This window comes from Burkholderia sp. KCJ3K979, assembly GCF_016759955.1.
GTDB classification, from domain to species: domain Bacteria; phylum Pseudomonadota; class Gammaproteobacteria; order Burkholderiales; family Burkholderiaceae; genus Burkholderia; species Burkholderia orbicola.
The window spans coordinates 1-16,491 of sequence record NZ_JACFYV010000157.1 but is presented as its reverse complement, the minus strand read 5'-3'; the positions used below and the strand labels follow the sequence as shown (position 1 = coordinate 16,491).

The window sequence follows — 16,491 nt, the reverse complement described above, 5'->3', positions numbered from 1 at the left end:
GAACGAAACCGCCGCGCTGCTCGCGTGCAGCGCGGTGATGGCCGAGACGATTCCGCCGTGCGTGAACATGATCATCATGGGCTTCGTCGCGAACATCTCGATCGCCGGGCTGTTCGTCGCGGGGATCGTGCCGGCGGCCGTGCTGGCCGCGTCGCTCGCGGTCGTGACGGTGATCACCGGGCGCAAGATCGACGTGGCCGAGGTGTTCGGCGAGCGTCGCGCGTGGCTGCCGCTGGCGGGCGGCGCGCTCGTCGCGCTGGTCATGGTCGCGATGATCGGCAAGGGCGTGACGTCGGGGATCGCGACGTCGACCGAAGTGTCGGCGTTCGCGGTGGTCTACGCGCTCGTCGTGGGCTGGATCGCGTTTCGCGAACTGACGTGGCGCTCGGTCGGCCGCGTGTTCGTGCGCGCCGCGTCGATGGCGAGCGGTATCCTGTTCATCGTCGCGGCGGCGTCGAGCGTGTCGTTCGCGCTGTCGATCGAGCAGATTCCGGCCCTCGTCTCGGGCACAATGACGGCGTTTGCCCATCAATACGGCGCGACGATGTTCCTGTTGCTGGCGGCGCTGCTGATGATCGTGTTCGGCGCCGTGCTCGAAGGCGCGCCGGCGCTGATCATCTTCGGGCCGCTGCTCGCGCCGATCGCACTGCAGCTCGGTATCAATCCGCTGCATTTCGGCACGGTCGTGGTGGTGGCGATGGGGTTCGGGTTGTTCGCGCCGCCGGTCGGGCTCGGGCTGTTCACGACGTGCGCGATCACGGGCACCGAGGTCGGGCGCGTAGCCCGGCCGATGGTGAAATACCTGCTGGTGCTGTTCGCCGCCCTCGTGGCGCTGATCTTCGCACCGGCGTTTTCGTTGTGGCTGCCGGCCCATTTCGGCCTGTAGCCCGTTCCATGCAAGACGACATGAGTACGATTCAGGACGTGGCCCGTCATGCGGCCGTTTCGGTCAGCACGGTTTCGAACGTGCTCAACGGACGCACCGACCAGATGAAGCCGGAAACGCTCGAACGCGTGAAGGCGGCGATGGACGCGCTGCAGTACCGGCCGAGCACGCTCGCGCGCCAGCTCAAGACGGGGCAGACGCCGCTCGTCGGACTGCTGGTGCCGTCGATGGCGAACCCGATGTACGGATACATCGCACGCGAGATCGAGGCCTGCGCGCAGGAACGGTATGGCCATCGCGTGCTGATCGGCAACACGTACCGCGATGCGCGCAAGGAGGCGTCGTTCTTCGACGATCTCTACGCGCACGGCGTGCGGCGCGTGATCGTGATCTCGTCGCTCGCCGACGAAAGCCACCTCGAGCGTGCGGCCGAGCGGGGGATGACGGTCGTCAGCTACGACCGTCGCGCGACACCCGGCGAGCAATCGAAGGTCGATCACGTGACGGCCGACAACGAGGCGGCCGCGCGGCTCGCGACGCGCCGGCTCGTCGAGGCGGGCCATACGCGGCTCGCGTTCGCGACGGTGGCCGGCGTCACCGTGAGTCGCAGCGACAAGATCCGCGGCTTTCTCGCCGTGGCGAGCGAGGCGGGCGGCGCCACCCAGGCGCGCGTGCTCGACGGCGGCCCCGCGAACGAATATGGCGACTCGGTGATCGTCGACGTCGGGCGTGCGCTCGGCGTCGAGCTCGCGGCCGATCCGGCGCGGCCGACCGGCATCGTCGCGGTCAACGACCTGTTCGCGCTAGGCCTGATGGCCGGGCTGCGCGACGGCGGCTTGCGGGTGCCGGACGATGTCTCCGTCATCGGGATGGACGGTCATTTCCTGTCGGCGATCTCGTGGCCGGCGCTCACCACGGTGCAACTGCCCGTCACCGAAATGGCCGGCGAGATGGTGCGGCGCGTGATGCGGCAGGAGGGCGACGCGCCGTCCGCATCCGGGCAACGCGTGTTCGCGGACGTGACGCTCGTGGAGCGCGCGTCGGTGGCGCCGCCGCCGACGCAAGCGGCCGGCACGAGCGGAGGTCACGCATGACGCGCGTCTACGTCACGCATCCGACCGGGATGATCGACCACTACTACGGCGCCAGCGCGTTGCGCGCGCTGCGCGCGATCGCGGACGTCACCTGCAACCCGCACGATCGCGAACTCGGCACGGACGAGCTGATTGCCGCCGCGCAGGGATGCGACGCGATCATCGCGTACCGGCAGACGCCGGCGCCTCGCGCGCTGTTCGCGGGGCTGCCGGCCCTCGCCGCGTTCCTGCGTTGCGCGGTCGACATCCGGACGGTCGACGTCGCCGCGGCGAGTGCGTTCGGCGTGCTGGTCACGCAGGCGAGCCCCGGCTTCGGCCCGGCCGTCGCCGAGTGGGTCGTCGGCGCGATGATCGACCTCGCGCGCGGGATCGGCGGCTACGCGGACGCGTATCACCGCGGCGCGCCGCCGGTGCCCCGGATGGGGCGAGAATTGCGCGGCAGCACGCTCGGCCTGATCGGCTATGGGCAGATCGCGCGCCATCTCGCCCCGGTCGCAACGGCGTTCGGCATGCGCGTGCTCGTCAGCGATCCATACGTGCGGGTCGACGCGCCTCCGCTCGAACAGGTCGACTTGGCCACGTTGCTGCGCGACGCGGATTTCGTCGTCTGCCTTGCGCCGGCCACGCCGGCCACCGCGAACCTGATCGATGCGGCGGCATTCGCCGCGATGAAGCCGGGCGCGTGCTTCATCAATGCGTCGCGCGGCGAGCTCGTCGACGAGCAGGCGCTGACCGACGCGCTCGCCAGCGGGCGGCTGGCCGGTTGCGCGCTCGACGTCGGCCGCGCGGCGGACCAGATGCCCACCCCCGCGCTGGCCGCGCATCCGCGCGTCATCGCGACCCCGCACATCGGCGGCCTGACGCTGCCGGCGATCGAGCATCAGGCGCTGGAGACGGTCGACCAGCTCGCCGCGCTGCTCGACGGGCGCGTGCCGACCGGCGCGGTCAACGCCGCGCAGGCGACGCGGCTCGCGCGCTGGCGCGCATCGCATGCGTCCGTCGCACCGGGCGGGCGATGACGCGCGACGAGGCGGGCGGCACGCGGTTCGCCAACGCGTGCGATTGCCATATCCACATCTACGACGATGCGTATCCGCTCGCGCCGACGGCGACGTTTCGACCGCCCCATGCGCCGGTGGCTGCCTATCGGCGCGTGCAGCAGGCGCTCGGCCTCACGCGTGTGGTCGTCGTGCAGCCGACCGGCTATGGCTTCGACAACCGGTGCACGCTCGACGCCTTGGCCGCACTGGGCCCGCAGGCGCGCGGCGTCGCGACGGTGCCGGTCGACGTGCCGGATGCCGAGCTGGAACGTCTGCATGCCGCCGGCATGCGCGGCGTGCGCTTCATGATGCTGGCGGGCGGCACCGCGCAATGGCGCGATCTGGAGCGGATGGCCGCGCGGATCGCGCCGCTCGGCTGGCATATCGACCTGCAGTTCGATGGCCGCACGCTGGGCGAGATCGAGGCGACACTGTTGCGGCTACCGGCGCGTATCGTCATCGATCACACAGGCAAGTTCCTGACGCCCGTCGCGCCGGATGCGCCGTCCTTCCTGGCGCTGCGACGCCTGCTCGATCGCGGTCACGCATGGGTGAAGCTGTCCGCGCCGTACGAGACATCGCGATCCGGCGCACCGGGCTACGACGATGTCGGGCGGCTTGCCGCCGTGCTCGCGCGCGGCCATTCGGCGCGCTGCGTGTGGGGCAGCAACTGGCCGCATCCGAACGCGTCGCCGCCGCCCGACGATGCACGTCTGCTCGGCTGGTTGCACGATTGCGCGGCCGACGACGCGATTGCACGCGCGATCCTGGTCGACAACGCGGCTGCCCTTTATGGATTTCCCGCGGACACGCAGCGCGAAACCGCGGCGTCATGCGCCATCGCCCCCGTCCGGTAACGGCAGCGTGAAGCGAGGCAGAGGAAGGAGACTTGAAGACGTGCGCGCGGCCCGGCGGAGAGCATCCGTCGGGCCGCGCGCAGCGGGACGTCAGTGGGTGAACGACAGGAACAGATAGGCGGCGAACAGCGCGACGTGCACGACACCGTGCAGCACCGTCGTGCGCCCCTGGCTCAGCGTGAGCGTGCTGACCAGCAGCGTGAGCGCGAGCAGCACCGTCTCCATTGCGCCGATCCCGAGCGTGAGCGGCTGGCCGACCCAGATGAACACGGCCGCGACGGTCGGGATCGTGAGCCCGATGCTCGCGAGCGCCGAACCGAGCGCGAGGTTCATGCTGGTCTGCAGGCGGTTCGCGCGCGCGGCGGTGACGGCCGCGAGCCCTTCCGGCAGCAGCACGAGTGCGGCGATCACGATACCGACCGCGGCTTCGGGCGCGCCGAGCTTCAGCACCGCATGCTCGACGGCCGGCGACAGCAGCTTCGCGAGCAGCACGACCGCGACCAGGCTGGCGAACAGCAGCACCATGCTGGTGATCGCGGTGCGGTTGCTCGGCGCCGCCGCGTGCACCGCTTCGTCCGCGGTGTCATGCGCGGCGAGGAAGTAGTCGCGGTGGCGCACGGTCTGCACGAACACGAACGCGCCATACAGCACGAGCGATGCGACGCCGGCGAACGCGAGCTGCGATTTCGAGAAGAACGGGCCCGGGGCGGCGCTCAGGTAGTTCGGCATCACGAGCGACAGCACCGACAGCGACGCGAGCACCGCGAGCGCCTTGCTCGCGCCGCGCCCCTGGAAGTCCTGTTCGCCGTGCTTCCATGCGCCGACCAGCAGGCAGATGCCGACGATGCCGTTGCAGATGATCATCACGGCGGCGTAGACGGTGTCGCGGGCGAGGCCCGACTTTTCCGGGCCCGCGCCGAGCATCACCGATACGATCAGCGCGACTTCGATGACGGTCACGGCGACCGCGAGCACGAGCGTGCCGAACGGTTCGCCGACACGGTGCGCGACGACTTCCGCGTGGTGGACGGCGGCAAACACGGCGCCGGCGAGCGCGGCGGCGAATACCGCGATGACGAGGCCTTCGGCCGGCACGACGCGCGACAGCGCGAGTACCAGCCAGGCGGCAAGCGGGGCCCAGAGGGTCCAGCGCGGGAGCTGGTTGGACGAGAGCGGCATGGAGGGTTTCCTGATGCGAGTGGCGGCGCGCGACGCGCCGTCACGGGTTGACGAAGCCCGGCCGTACTATCCGCCGAACGAGGACGATGAAACCGAAGGGGGCGGCACGCAACGGTGCTGCCCTGGGTTCGCTGCCGCGAGGCGGCGAGGGGCGCGGGCGGGCCGAAGCCCGTCGCGGGATGAAACGGTTCGATGCGGCTGCCCGTGGACGGCGGGACGAGCACACGTGGCAACGCGCGGGCCGGAAGCTTGATTCGACCCCGAACGGGAGCGATGGACAGCGGTGACGGCGCGACACGCGTTTCCCCCTGGAATCCGGCAATTTGTCGAATTTTATCAGGCGTTCGGGGGTCACTATCTCATATTCGAACACTTACGTTGACCTTTCGGTTTACAAAAAGTGCCCCGGTCTTTCGATTTTTTTGTCTTTGCAGTTTCCGTAACGGTCTCTTGCCCGACACATTCGGGCTCGCCCTGACATAAATCTACCGACCGGTCGGTTTATAATCGCTCGCACTTCCACTTCATGACGGATCGCAAGCGATGGCTGTTTCCTCTGCACATTCGGTGAACTCGGGCGCGCTCGCGCCGTCGGCCGTCGTCGGCGTGATCGGCGCCGGCGCGATGGGCGCGGGTATTGCGCAGGTCGCGGCGGCGGCCGGCCATGCGGTGCTGCTGTACGACCTGAACGAAGCAGCCTGCGACAAGGCGCTGGCCGGCATCCGCGCGCAGTTCGCGCGGCTGGCGGAGAAGGGCCGGCTCGAACCGGCGCGGGCCGACGCAGCGGGCAATCGAATCCGCGCGGTGCGCGCGCTGGCCGATTTCGCGGGCGCCGCGCTGATCGTCGAGGCGGCGGCCGAACGGCTCGACGTGAAGCGCGAGATCTTCGCGACCCTCGAACGTCATGTCGACGACGCGTGCGTGCTGGCGACCAACACGTCGTCGATCTCGATCACGTCGATCGCGGCCGGGCTACGCGTGCCGCAGCGCGTAGCCGGCCTGCATTTCTTCAATCCGGCGCCGCTGATGGCGCTCGTCGAGGTGGTCAGCGGGCTCGCGACCGCGCCCGAGGTCGCCGGGATGCTGCATGCGACCGCCGCCGCGTGGGGCAAGCAACCGGTGATGGCGAAATCGACGCCGGGCTTCATCGTGAACCGCGTCGCACGGCCGTATTACGCGGAGGCGTTGCGCGTGCTGAACGAGCAGGGCGGCACGCCGGCCACGATCGACGCGGTGATGCGCGAAGCCGGCGGGTTCCGGATGGGGCCGTTCGAGCTGATGGACCTGATCGGCCACGACGTGAATTTCGCGGTGACCGAATCGGTGTTCCGCGCGTACTTCAACGACCCGCGCTACACGCCGTCGCTGATCCAGCAGGAACTCGTGAACGCGGGCTTCCTCGGGCGCAAGTCCGGGCGCGGCTTCTATTCGTATGCGGACGGCGCGACGCCGCCCGCGCCCGATCTCGAGCCGCCGCGCGCCGCGCCGGCCGACGTCGCGCTGTTTGCGCAGGACGGCCCGGCCGCCGCGCTGGATGCGCGCCTGGCCGAACGGATCGAAGGCGCGCGGCGCAACGGCGCGCATGCGGACGAACTGCTCGCCGTCGCCGGCCGCGCGTCGATCGCGCTGACCGACGGTCGCACCGCGACCGCACGCGCCGCCCAGACGGGCGTGGCCGACCTCGTGCTCGTCGACCTGGCGCGCGATTACGCGCAGGCCGGGCTCGTCGCGCTGACACGCGCGCTCCAGTGCAGCGACACCGCGTATGCGGATGCGGTCGGCCTGTTCCAGCAGGCGGGCTTTCGCGTGGTCGGCGTCGCGGACGTGCCGGGGATGGTCGCGATGCTCGCGAACGAAGCGGCCGACACGGTCAACCAGGGCGTGTGCTCGCCGGCTGATCTCGATCTCGCGATGGAGAAAGGCGTGAACTACCCATGCGGCCCGCTCGCGTGGGCCGATGCGATCGGCGTCGGCCGCGTGCATCGCGTGCTGTCGAACCTGGCGGCGAGCTACGGCGAGGACCGCTATCGCGTGTCGCCGCGCCTCGCCGCGCTGCACGCGGCCGGCCGCACGTTCCGGTCGTAGCCGCCCGCGCCGTCACTTCGAACACGACAACGACCACTCCACTGGAGGAGCACCCCGATGACTCACCCGACGCATCCCGCCGCCGCCCTCGAGCCGATCGAGACCGCCAGCCGCGACGAACTACAGGCGCTGCAGCTCGAACGCCTCAAATGGTCGCTGCGCCACGCGTACGACAACGTCCCGCACTATCGGCGCACGTTCGAGGCGGCGGGCGTGCATCCGGACGACCTGAAGTCGCTCGCCGATCTCGCGAAATTCCCGTTCTCGACCAAGACCGACCTGCGCGACAACTATCCGTTCGGCCTCTTCGCGGTGCCGCGCGAGCAGGTCGTGCGCGTGCACGCATCGAGCGGCACGACCGGCAAGCCGACCGTGGTCGGCTACACCGCGCGCGACATCGATACGTGGGCGAACGTGACCGCGCGCTCGATCCGCGCGGCCGGCGGCCGCCCGGGCGATACGCTGCACAACGCGTTCGGCTACGGCCTGTTCACCGGCGGCCTCGGGATTCACTACGGTGCGGAGCGCCTCGGCTGCATGGTCGTGCCGATGTCGGGCGGCCAGACCGAGAAGCAGGTGCAGCTGATTCGCGATTTCGAGCCGAAGATCATCCTCGTCACGCCGTCTTACATGCTGAACCTGATCGACGAGATGGTGCGGCAGGGGATGGACCCGGCCGAATCGTCGCTGAAGATCGGCATCTTCGGCGCCGAGCCGTGGACGCAGGCGCTGCGCGACGAAGTGGAGACGCGCGTGGGCATCGACGCGCTCGACATCTACGGGCTGTCGGAAGTGATGGGCCCGGGCGTCGCGTGCGAATGCGTCGAGACGAAGGACGGCCCGGTGATCTGGGAAGACCATTTCTACCCGGAGATCATCGACCCCGTCACCGGCGAAGTGCTGCCCGACGGCAGTCAGGGCGAGCTCGTGTTCACGTCGTTGACGAAGGAGGCGATGCCGGTGATCCGCTACCGCACGCGCGATCTCACCGCGCTGCTGCCGCCGACCGCGCGCGCGATGCGCCGGCTCGCGAAGATCACGGGCCGCTCCGACGACATGCTGATCGTGCGCGGCGTGAACGTGTTCCCGAGCCAGATCGAGGAGATCGTCGTCGCGCTGCCGCAGTTGTCGGGCCAGTTCCAGATCACGCTGTCGCGCGACGGCCACATGGACCGGCTCGACCTCGCGGTCGAGTTGCGTTCCGAGGCGGCGGCGTCGGTGAGCGACGGCGCTCGCGCGGCGCTCGCGCGCGAGCTGCAACACCGGATCAAGACGATGGTCGGCGTGTCGTCCGGCGTGACCGTGCTGGCAGCCGGCGGTATCCCGGCGACCGCGACCGGCAAGGCGCGCCGCGTGATCGATCGCCGCCAGGCAGCGTGATTTCGATGTGTGCCGTTCTACCCGAGGAAATGGTTCGATGGATGGATTGAAGACCCTGGCCGTCACGGTCGATGCGCGCGGCATCGCGACCGTCGCACTGCAGCGCGGCGACGTGCTGAACGCGTTCGACGAGACGATGATCGCGGAACTCACCGACGCCTTCACGGCGCTCGGCCGGCGCGACGACGTGCGCGCGATCGTGCTGCGTTCGGATGGCCGCGCCTTTTGCGCGGGCGCCGACCTGCAGTGGATGCAGCGCGCGAGCGCGAACGATGCGGCCGCGAACCTGCGCGACGCCGAGCGGTTCGCCGCGATGATGCGCGCGATCCGGCAGTGCCCGAAACCGACGGTCGCGCGCGTGCAGGGTCACGCGTTCGGCGGCGGTGTGGGCCTGTGCGCGGCGTGCGACATCGTGATTGCGAGCGACCACGCGCGCTTTTCGGTCAGCGAGGCGCGCTTCGGCATCCTCCCGGCCGTCGTCGGCCCGTATCTGGTCGAGGCGGTCGGCCAGCGCCAGGCGCGCCGGCTCGCGCTGACCGCGACGCAGCTCGCGGCCGCCGAAGCCGTCGCGATCGGCCTGATCCATCAGGCCGTGCCGCTCGATGCGCTCGACGACACGCTCGAGCGCACGCTTGCAGAGTTGGGCCGCAACGGCCCGCACGCGCTGATGGAGATCAAGCGCTTTTTCGACGCGATCGGCGAGTACCCGCCGTCGGACGAACGCGCGGCGTTCACCGCGCAGACGATCTCCCGCGTACGGGCGACGCCGGAAGCGAAGGAAGGCTTCGCGGCCTTCTTCGCGAAGCGGCCGCCGGCGTGGGAGGCGGGCGCCGAATAAGGCTGCACGACGAACCTCCACGACGATCGACGGCGAAGCCGGGCCGGCGCCATTTTGCGTCTCGGGCGCGAGCGCTTGCACTACAATGCGTGACCCCCGGCGCTGCCGGCCCCGTTCCGACCGATGCTTCGCACGATGATCGTCAACCGCCTTGTCTCCGAGATCCTGTTCGGCTTTACCGGCCTGATCGGCATCATCAATCCGATCGGCATCGCGTTCCTGTTTCTCGAACGGACCGAGACGCTCACCGCGCACGAACGGGATCTGCTCGCGAGGAAGGTCGCGTTCAATGCGTTCGTCGTGCTGATGGTCGCGTTCTTCGCCGGCACGCCGGTGCTGCATTTCTTCGGGATCTCGATGGAGGCGCTGCGGATCGGCGGCGGCTTCGCGGTCGCCGTGGCCGGCTGGCAGATGCTGAACGAGCCCGACGGGCCGGGCGGCGGCGACACGCCGGTCAAGCCGATCGACGCGAACGCGATCATGACGCGCGCGTTCTTCCCGTTGACCGTGCCGCTGACGGTCGGCCCCGGTTCGATCGCGACCGCGATCGCGCTGAACGCGAACCGCACGCACAAGCTGTCGGAATTCATGCTGTCGAGCATCGTGTCGATCGCCGTGTCCGTGCTGGTCGCGCTCGTGATCTGGCAGGTCTACAGCCGCTCCGCGCTGCTCGCGCGCTACCTCGGCAGCGAGGGGACCAAGGTCGCGAAGCGCGTGTCGGCGTTCCTGCTGCTGTGCATCGGCGTGCAGATCATGCTGACCGGCTTCTCCGCGTTCCTGCAGCCGCTCGCCGACCAGGCCAAGTAACCGGGGCGTTCCGGTTCATCCTTCGAGGTTCAACCTTTCACGCAGCCTGCACGCGGCGCGCGCTCATACGCGTTCGCGGCGTGCGGGATACCATGCGACGTCTGGCGGATGCGGCGTGCATCCGGCCGCAACCCCAACTTGAGTGGCGAGGCGAGCAATGGAATACGTGAAATTCGGGTCGACCGGGCTGGACGTGTCGAAGCTGGTGCTGGGCTGCATGACGTTCGGCGAGCCGTCGCGCGGCACGCATCCGTGGACGCTGCCGGAAGCGGAAAGCCGCCCGATCATCCAGCGGGCGGTCGAGGCCGGCATCAACTTCTTCGATACCGCGAACATGTATTCGGACGGCACGTCGGAGGAGATCGTCGGCCGCGCGCTGCGCGATTTCGCGAAACGCGACGACGTCGTGATCGCGACCAAGGTGTTCTACCGGATGCGGCCGGGGCCGAACGGCGCGGGCCTGTCGCGCAAGGCGATCATGACCGACATCGACCAGAGCCTGAAGCGGCTCGGCACCGACTACGTCGATCTCTACCAGATTCACCGCTGGGACTACGGCACGCCGATCGAGGAGACGCTCGAGGCGCTGCACGACGTCGTGAAGGCCGGCAAGGCGCGCTATATCGGCGCATCGTCGATGTTCGCGTGGCAGTTCGCGAAGGCGCTGCACACGTCGAAGCAGAACGGCTGGACCCGCTTCGTCAGCATGCAGAACCACCTGAACCTGCTGTATCGCGAAGAGGAGCGCGAAATGCTGCCGCTGTGCGAGGACGAAGGCATCGCGGTGATCCCGTGGAGCCCGCTTGCACGCGGGCGCCTGACGCGCAACTGGGACGAAACGTCGGAACGGCAGCAGAAGGACGACGTCGGCCAGCGGCTGTACGACGCGACGGCCGATGCCGACAAGGCGGTCGTCGAGGCCGTCGCGGCGATCGCCGCCGCGCGCAACGTGCCCCGGGCGCAGGTCGCGCTGGCGTGGGTCGCGCAAAAGCGCGGCGTGACCGCACCGATCGTCGGCATTTCGAAGCCGCAGCAACTGGACGACGCGCTCGGCGCGCTCGCGCTGAAGCTGACCGACGACGAAATCGCCACGCTCGAACGCCCGTACGTGCCGCACGCGGTGGCCGGGTTCAACTGAGCGGCGGCGCGGGCGACACAGGCGCCGTCGCCGCGCTCAGCGCGCGGCGGCGAGCATCGGATAGGTGAACAGGCCGAAGTGGACGACGTTCAGCCCCGCATGCGCGAGCGCGGCGGCGAGCAGGCCGCCGCGCCGCCACGCGAGGCCGTAGCCGACGCCGGCCACCGTGCCGAGCACGATCCATGGCCAGCCGCCCGCGGCGTGCGCGGCGCCGAACAGCAGCGCGCCGGCCGCGAGCGCGACCCACGGGCCCCATGAGTAGGCGCCGAACGCGCGGGTCAGCCCGCCTTGCACGTAGCCGCGGAACAGCGCTTCCTCGGCGAGCGTCACCAGCAACAGGTTGTTCGCGAGCCACAACCAGCCCGACGGCGGCCATTTGGGGGCCCAGCCGACCATCCCGAACGCGAGCGCGCCGGCCAGGCACGCGATAGCCGTTGCGACGGCCGCCACCGCGCCGGTGCGCAGCGCGCGCGACAGCGCGACGTCGGGCGCGACCCACGGCAGTGCCCACAACAACCACAGGCCGACGAGCGGCTTGTCGAAATTCAGGTACATCGTGAACGGAACTGCGTCCGGCGTGAAGCGGATCGGCCCGATCACGCGCGGATTGTGGAAGCCGGGAATCAGATGCAGGCTCAGCGCGATCGCGAGCGCGGCAAAGACGAGGTGCGCGACGATGCGCACCGCGAGCGGGCGCTCGGGCAGCACGCCCCAGCCGGCCGCGATCAGCAGCGCGAGCGGCACCAGCGTGATCGGCGCGATCTGGCCGAACGCCAGCGCGCCCGCATAGCCGAGCGCGGCGAGGCCGATGCTCAGGCCGTGCAGCGGGCGATGCCACGCGAAGGCGGCGGCCGCGAACAGGGCGAGCCAGATCGTGGCACACGGAAGGAGCGAAAGGGACATGACGAAAAACGGATGGGCGGACGAGACGCCGCGCATCATACAGCAGGTGCGGTGACCCGCCGCCGGACAGCCGGCGCGCCGCGCGTCAGCGGCCGGCGGTTTCGGTGACGCCGCCGCGGCCCGGAATGTCGACGCTGTTGCGCACGCGCATCCGCCGCCGGTACCAGAACGTCCACAGCAGCAGGCAGGCAAACACCGTGTAGCCCATGACCGGCGACACGACCAGCACGCGTTCGACCGGCCAGTTGACGACCATCCACCAGCGCAGCAGCATCTCGACCGTCATGATGGCGCCCCACACGAACGTCATCAGCCGCAGCATCTGCCGCAGGCCCGGTTGCGCGTCCCAGACGGCTTCGAAGTGCGCGGCGCCGCCGTCCATCTCGCGGGCCACGGTCGCGCGGGCCAGATAGTAGATCAGCGGGCGTTCGCGGAACAGCGACAGCAGGAACACGATGCCGATCGTGCCCGAGCCGATCGATTCGCGCATCAGCAGCGTGCGCGGGCTGCCGCCGAACGCCATGCCGACGATCGACAGCGTGATGCCGAGCAACACGATGGCCGCCACCGCGTCGACGCGGCGCGAGCGGATGAATTCGACGATCGACCAGATGATCGGCGGAACCGCCGACGCGTACAGCGCGCCGGTTTCGCCGAAATACGGATGCGCGACCCGATAGGCCACCCAGGGCAGCACGAGGTTGACGAAGAGTTCGAGAATCAGTCCGGCTCGCGGTTTCACGATGCGCCATTCCACGCAGGTCGGGGCGAACGTACGCAACGCGTGGTTGCCCCCGGTTGTCCCGAAAAGGGTTCGATTCAGTATATCGAAGAATCGTGCGGGGTTGCGGTGTCGCCTGCCGCGACGGCATCGGCTGTAGCCGGTATGCGAGTGCATGGTCCGCCAGAAGGATCGGCGCACGCGACCGCTGCTGGGCCGGGGCGCGCTGCAGGATCGCGTCGTCGCGTCGCGGCAAGGCGCCGATCGGAATGCGTTTGCGGTTGCGTTTGCGGTGCGCGAGCCTGCGCGGCGCGGCGTGAATCGAAGCCGCGGCCGCGCGCGGGCGGTCAGGCGATGGCCGGCTGGACGATGATCTTCACGTTGCGGTCCTTGTGGTTGACCAGTTCCTCGAAGCCGTGCGCGACGATGTCGCCGAGCGCGATGCGCCCGGTGATGAGCGGCTGCACGTCGATGCGGCCGTCGGCGATGAAGCGGATCACGTCCGCGAATTCGCCGTTGTACGCGAGCGAGCCGATCACTTCCTTCTCGGTCGACACGATGTCGAAGAAGTTGAACGGCGCCGGTTCCTCGAAGATGCCGACCATCACCGCCTTGCCGGCCTTGCGGATCACGTCGATCGCCAGTTTCGCGGTGGCCGTGTGCCCGATGCATTCGAACGACACGTCGGCGCCGTAGCCCCCGGTCAGCGCCCTGACTTCGGCGATCGCGTCGGCCGTCTTCGGATCGATGACGACGCTCGCGCCCACCTCCAGCGCCTTCTGCTTGCGCGCGGCCGACATCTCCAGCGCGATCACGCGCCCGGCGCCCGCCGCCTTCGCGCACATGATCGTGCACAGGCCGATCGTGCCCGCGCCGACCACGACGACGGTCTGCCCGACGATGTTGCCGGCCTTCTTCACCGCGTGCAGCCCGACCGCGAGCGGTTCGATCAGCGCGCCGGCCTCGGTCGGGAAATTGTCGGGCAGCTTGTACAGCAGTTCGGCCGGCACGTTCACGTATTCGGCGAACGCACCGTTGTTCATCAGCCCGGTGAACGCGAGGTTCTCGCAGATGTTGTATAGCCCGTGCCGGCAATACCAGCAGGTGCCGCAATGCTGGCACGCGTCGGCCGTCACGCGGTCGCCGACCGCGTAGCCCGACACGCCCGCGCCGAGCTCGGCGATCTCGCCGCTGAACTCGTGGCCGAGGATGCACTGGCCCTTCAGGCCGGTCAGCGGATGCGGCGCGTCGACCGGGATGAACACCGGCCCGGCGACGTATTCGTGCAGGTCGGAGCCGCAGATGCCGCACCAGTGCACGCGGATCGTGACCCAGCCGGCGGGCGGGCGCTCCGGAACGGGAACCTCTTCGACGCGGATGTCGTGGCGGCCGTGCCAGACGGCGGCCTTCATGCTGGGGGGAGTGATCGGTGCCGATGTACTCACGTTGCTGTCTCCGTCAGGTTGTCGTCGGGCGCGCGGCGATGTTGCCGGCGCGCCCGTCGCGCGATTGCGCGATCGACGGTATGCAGGAACGGGGCCAGCGTGAAGTGCGGTGGTGCGTGGCGGTCGACGGTGCGCGTGGCGTGCGTTGCACCATGTCACTTTCTGCCGACCGGAAAGGATTCGGAACGAATGGGGCGCCGAATTTGCTGCGACAGCGAAACAGCGAGTCGAGTGAGACGCCGGGACGTTCGTCTCAGCGCAATGAGACGAATCGCGAGACGAACCGCAACGGGGGGGCGTTGCTCGATCCGCGTTCAGGCGAGCACTTCGTCCACGGCAACCGCGGCGAGCGATGTGAATCCGGCGGCACGGTACAGCGGCTGGCCGGCTTCGGTCGAGATGAGCCATACGCGGCGCGCGCCGCGGTGCCGCGCGTGCGCGACGATCGCGGCGAGCAGTTGCGTCGCAAGGCCGCGACGCCGGTAGGCATCCGCCGTTCCGACGCGGTCGACGACGATATCGCGCGGCGACGCGAAGCCGTAGCGCGCGGTGGCCGCGATCTGTCCGTCGAGCCGGTGCGCGAACAGGAACGCGGCCGGATTCGGCTGGAACGGCGGGAAGGCGCCGCTGGCGTTGAACGCGCCGATCGCGTCCGGCGTGTCGCAGGCCAGCGAGAGCGCGAGCGTGTCGTCACCGGACAGCCCGTCGATATCCGCGGCCATGAAATGCTCGTCGGTCAGCCGGCGCGTCCTGCCGTGCAGCGCGGGCGGCAGCGGGGCCGCGCCGTAGCGCGTGATCCACGCGCCAACCGCAAACGGGCCGGCGCCGGACACGGGCGCGCCCTCGATCATGAAATGCTCGAAAGGCCGGCCCATCGCGCCGTCGAACTGCACGACATGGCCGTCCGGGCCGTCGTGCAGCGGCGCATCGCGCCGGCCGCGCGCGGCGCAGTACCCGGCGATGAAGGTGCGCACGGCCGCCTTGCGGCGGGGGAAATCCGTCCAGGCTTCGTCGAGCGGGAACAGCGTGGCCGGTGCAGGGGAGGCGGTCGACATAAGGAGGGGCGCGGCGTTGTCGGACGAAGCGGACAGCTTAGACCAGGATGCCGTCGCGTGTCGCGCCGGCCATTGTCACCATCGCCGAAACGGATCGTTGCGCGCGCTGCCCCTTTACTTGAAGTTAACTTCAATTTGTATCATGTGCGCGAGTCCGATTGCGGTCGCGTGAGACATCCCGTTGCACGCCGCCGCTTCAACGGAGGTGAAGATGACCGAATCGCCTGTCGCGGCCGATGCCGCCACGCTGCCGGCGCGCAGCTACCGGGCCGCCGTCGCGAACGTCGTGCTGGCGAGCATCGTGTCGGCGCTGCACGTCGGCAAGGCGACGATCGGCTTGCCGTCGCTCCAGCACGAGTTCGGCGGCTCGCTCGCGTCGCTGAGCGGGATCATGTCGGTGTTTCCGTTCGTCGGCGTGTTCGGCGGGATCGCCGCCGGCCTGCTGGTGCGGCGCTGGGGCGACCGGCGGCTGCTGGTGACGGGCCTCGTCATCCTCGGCCTGTCGAGCGTGGCCGGCGCCTGGGCCGGCAGCTTCGCGCTGTTGCTGGCCACGCGCTTCGCGGAAGGCCTCGGGTTCGTGATCGTGGTGGTCGCTGCGCCGGCCGTGCTGAACCGCGTGACGCCGCCCGAACGGCGCAATTTCGCGTTCGGCCTGTGGAGCACCTTCATGCCGGCCGGCATGGCGCTGTCGATGCTGGTCGGGCCGCTGCTCGGCGGCTGGCGCAACGGCTGGCTCGCGGCCGCGGCGCTGACGCTCGTCGCGGCGGCCGCGGTGCCGGTCACGACGTCGGCCGACGCGCCGTCGCGGCAGGCGACGACGCGCATCGGCCCCGCGCTGCGCGCCGTGCTCGCGTCGCGCTCGACCACGCTCCTCGCACTGGGCTTCGCGACCTACAACGTGCAGTTCTTCGCGGTGATGACGTTCCTGCCGGTGTTCCTGATGCAGCGCCTCAGCGTCGCGGTCGGCGCGGCGGGGCTGATCAGCGCGGCGATCGTCGCCGCGTGCGTGATCGGCAACCTGACGGCCGGCTGGCTGCTGTCGCGCGGGGCGCGACCGGGGATC

General features: G+C 69.7%; 15 protein-coding genes. 10 read left to right on the top strand and 5 right to left on the bottom strand.

Going from position 1 to position 16,491, the window contains the following annotated elements; all coding sequences use genetic code 11:
* The 4 genes from H3O04_RS25830 to H3O04_RS25815 form a co-directional block, all read left to right on the top strand.
* On the top strand, positions 1-886 hold an 886-nt coding region (locus H3O04_RS25830; protein WP_202588721.1), incomplete at its 5' end, for a TRAP transporter large permease subunit.
* Positions 887-894: 8 nt separating this feature from the next.
* A complete protein-coding gene (locus H3O04_RS25825) occupies positions 895-1,980 on the top strand; it encodes a LacI family DNA-binding transcriptional regulator (protein WP_027806150.1) in 1,086 nt (361 codons plus the stop codon).
* The gene (locus H3O04_RS25820; protein ID WP_202588720.1) at positions 1,977-2,999 is read left to right on the top strand and encodes a hydroxyacid dehydrogenase; all 1,023 of its coding nucleotides are present in this window, start codon (positions 1,977-1,979) and stop codon (positions 2,997-2,999) included. Before H3O04_RS25825 ends, H3O04_RS25820 begins: the two co-directional genes overlap by 4 nt.
* Positions 2,996-3,877 (top strand): amidohydrolase family protein, encoded by an 882-nt coding sequence (locus H3O04_RS25815; RefSeq protein WP_202588719.1) that lies wholly within the window; start codon positions 2,996-2,998, stop codon positions 3,875-3,877. The genes H3O04_RS25820 and H3O04_RS25815 overlap by 4 nt, the downstream gene beginning before the upstream one ends.
* Positions 3,878-3,967: 90 nt before the next feature.
* Here the strand turns inward: H3O04_RS25815 and H3O04_RS25810 are convergent, their stop codons facing one another.
* Positions 3,968-5,056, bottom strand: a complete 1,089-nt coding sequence (locus tag H3O04_RS25810; protein ID WP_011547583.1) for a calcium:proton antiporter — start codon at positions 5,054-5,056, stop codon at positions 3,968-3,970.
* A gap of 543 nt (positions 5,057-5,599) precedes the next feature.
* Here H3O04_RS25810 and H3O04_RS25805 point away from each other — a divergent pair.
* The 5 genes from H3O04_RS25805 (at position 5,600) to H3O04_RS25785 (ending at position 11,304) form a co-directional block, all read left to right on the top strand.
* Entirely contained in the window at positions 5,600-7,141 is a 1,542-nt protein-coding gene (locus tag H3O04_RS25805) for a 3-hydroxyacyl-CoA dehydrogenase (RefSeq protein WP_202588718.1), read from the top strand.
* Between the two features lie 57 nt (positions 7,142-7,198).
* Complete coding sequence (paaK, locus tag H3O04_RS25800) at positions 7,199-8,521, top strand: phenylacetate--CoA ligase PaaK (protein ID WP_202588717.1); 1,323 nt, start codon at positions 7,199-7,201, stop codon at positions 8,519-8,521.
* A 37-nt stretch (positions 8,522-8,558) separates the two neighbouring features.
* On the top strand, positions 8,559-9,359 hold the full coding sequence (locus H3O04_RS25795) for an enoyl-CoA hydratase-related protein (RefSeq protein ID WP_202588716.1): 801 nt from the start codon (positions 8,559-8,561) through the stop codon (positions 9,357-9,359).
* Positions 9,360-9,494: 135 nt separating this feature from the next.
* A complete protein-coding gene (locus H3O04_RS25790) occupies positions 9,495-10,166 on the top strand; it encodes a MarC family protein (RefSeq protein ID WP_027806145.1) in 672 nt (223 codons plus the stop codon).
* 157 nt (positions 10,167-10,323) lie between these two features.
* Complete coding sequence (locus H3O04_RS25785) at positions 10,324-11,304, top strand: aldo/keto reductase (RefSeq protein ID WP_074803103.1); 981 nt, start codon at positions 10,324-10,326, stop codon at positions 11,302-11,304.
* A 36-nt stretch (positions 11,305-11,340) separates the two neighbouring features.
* Here H3O04_RS25785 and H3O04_RS25780 read toward each other — a convergent pair whose 3' ends face one another.
* The 4 genes from H3O04_RS25780 to H3O04_RS25765 form a co-directional block, all read right to left on the bottom strand.
* The gene (locus H3O04_RS25780; RefSeq protein WP_202588715.1) at positions 11,341-12,207 is read right to left on the bottom strand and encodes a CPBP family glutamic-type intramembrane protease; all 867 of its coding nucleotides are present in this window, start codon (positions 12,205-12,207) and stop codon (positions 11,341-11,343) included.
* Between the two features lie 85 nt (positions 12,208-12,292).
* Positions 12,293-12,949, bottom strand: a complete 657-nt coding sequence (locus H3O04_RS25775) for a VC0807 family protein (RefSeq protein ID WP_011547589.1) — start codon at positions 12,947-12,949, stop codon at positions 12,293-12,295.
* 326 nt (positions 12,950-13,275) lie between these two features.
* On the bottom strand, positions 13,276-14,340 hold the full coding sequence (locus H3O04_RS25770) for a 2,3-butanediol dehydrogenase (protein WP_069231209.1): 1,065 nt from the start codon (positions 14,338-14,340) through the stop codon (positions 13,276-13,278).
* 347 nt (positions 14,341-14,687) lie between these two features.
* A complete protein-coding gene (locus H3O04_RS25765) occupies positions 14,688-15,428 on the bottom strand; it encodes a GNAT family N-acetyltransferase (protein WP_202588714.1) in 741 nt (246 codons plus the stop codon).
* A gap of 211 nt (positions 15,429-15,639) precedes the next feature.
* Here H3O04_RS25765 and H3O04_RS25760 point away from each other — a divergent pair.
* On the top strand, positions 15,640-16,491 hold an 852-nt coding region (locus H3O04_RS25760), incomplete at its 3' end, for an MFS transporter (RefSeq protein WP_202588713.1).

Coding starts and splice junctions, on each gene's coding strand:
- H3O04_RS25795 (WP_202588716.1), top strand. CDS start 8,559: ATGGATGGATTGAAGACCCTGGCCGTCACGGTCGATGCGCGCGGCATC.
- H3O04_RS25780 (WP_202588715.1), bottom strand. CDS start 12,207: ATGTCCCTTTCGCTCCTTCCGTGTGCCACGATCTGGCTCGCCCTGTTC.
- H3O04_RS25825 (WP_027806150.1), top strand. CDS start 895: ATGCAAGACGACATGAGTACGATTCAGGACGTGGCCCGTCATGCGGCC.
- H3O04_RS25815 (WP_202588719.1), top strand. CDS start 2,996: ATGACGCGCGACGAGGCGGGCGGCACGCGGTTCGCCAACGCGTGCGAT.
- H3O04_RS25820 (WP_202588720.1), top strand. CDS start 1,977: ATGACGCGCGTCTACGTCACGCATCCGACCGGGATGATCGACCACTAC.
- H3O04_RS25805 (WP_202588718.1), top strand. CDS start 5,600: ATGGCTGTTTCCTCTGCACATTCGGTGAACTCGGGCGCGCTCGCGCCG.
- H3O04_RS25770 (WP_069231209.1), bottom strand. CDS start 14,340: ATGAAGGCCGCCGTCTGGCACGGCCGCCACGACATCCGCGTCGAAGAG.
- paaK (WP_202588717.1), top strand. CDS start 7,199: ATGACTCACCCGACGCATCCCGCCGCCGCCCTCGAGCCGATCGAGACC.
- H3O04_RS25810 (WP_011547583.1), bottom strand. CDS start 5,056: ATGCCGCTCTCGTCCAACCAGCTCCCGCGCTGGACCCTCTGGGCCCCG.
- H3O04_RS25765 (WP_202588714.1), bottom strand. CDS start 15,428: ATGTCGACCGCCTCCCCTGCACCGGCCACGCTGTTCCCGCTCGACGAA.
- H3O04_RS25785 (WP_074803103.1), top strand. CDS start 10,324: ATGGAATACGTGAAATTCGGGTCGACCGGGCTGGACGTGTCGAAGCTG.
- H3O04_RS25790 (WP_027806145.1), top strand. CDS start 9,495: ATGATCGTCAACCGCCTTGTCTCCGAGATCCTGTTCGGCTTTACCGGC.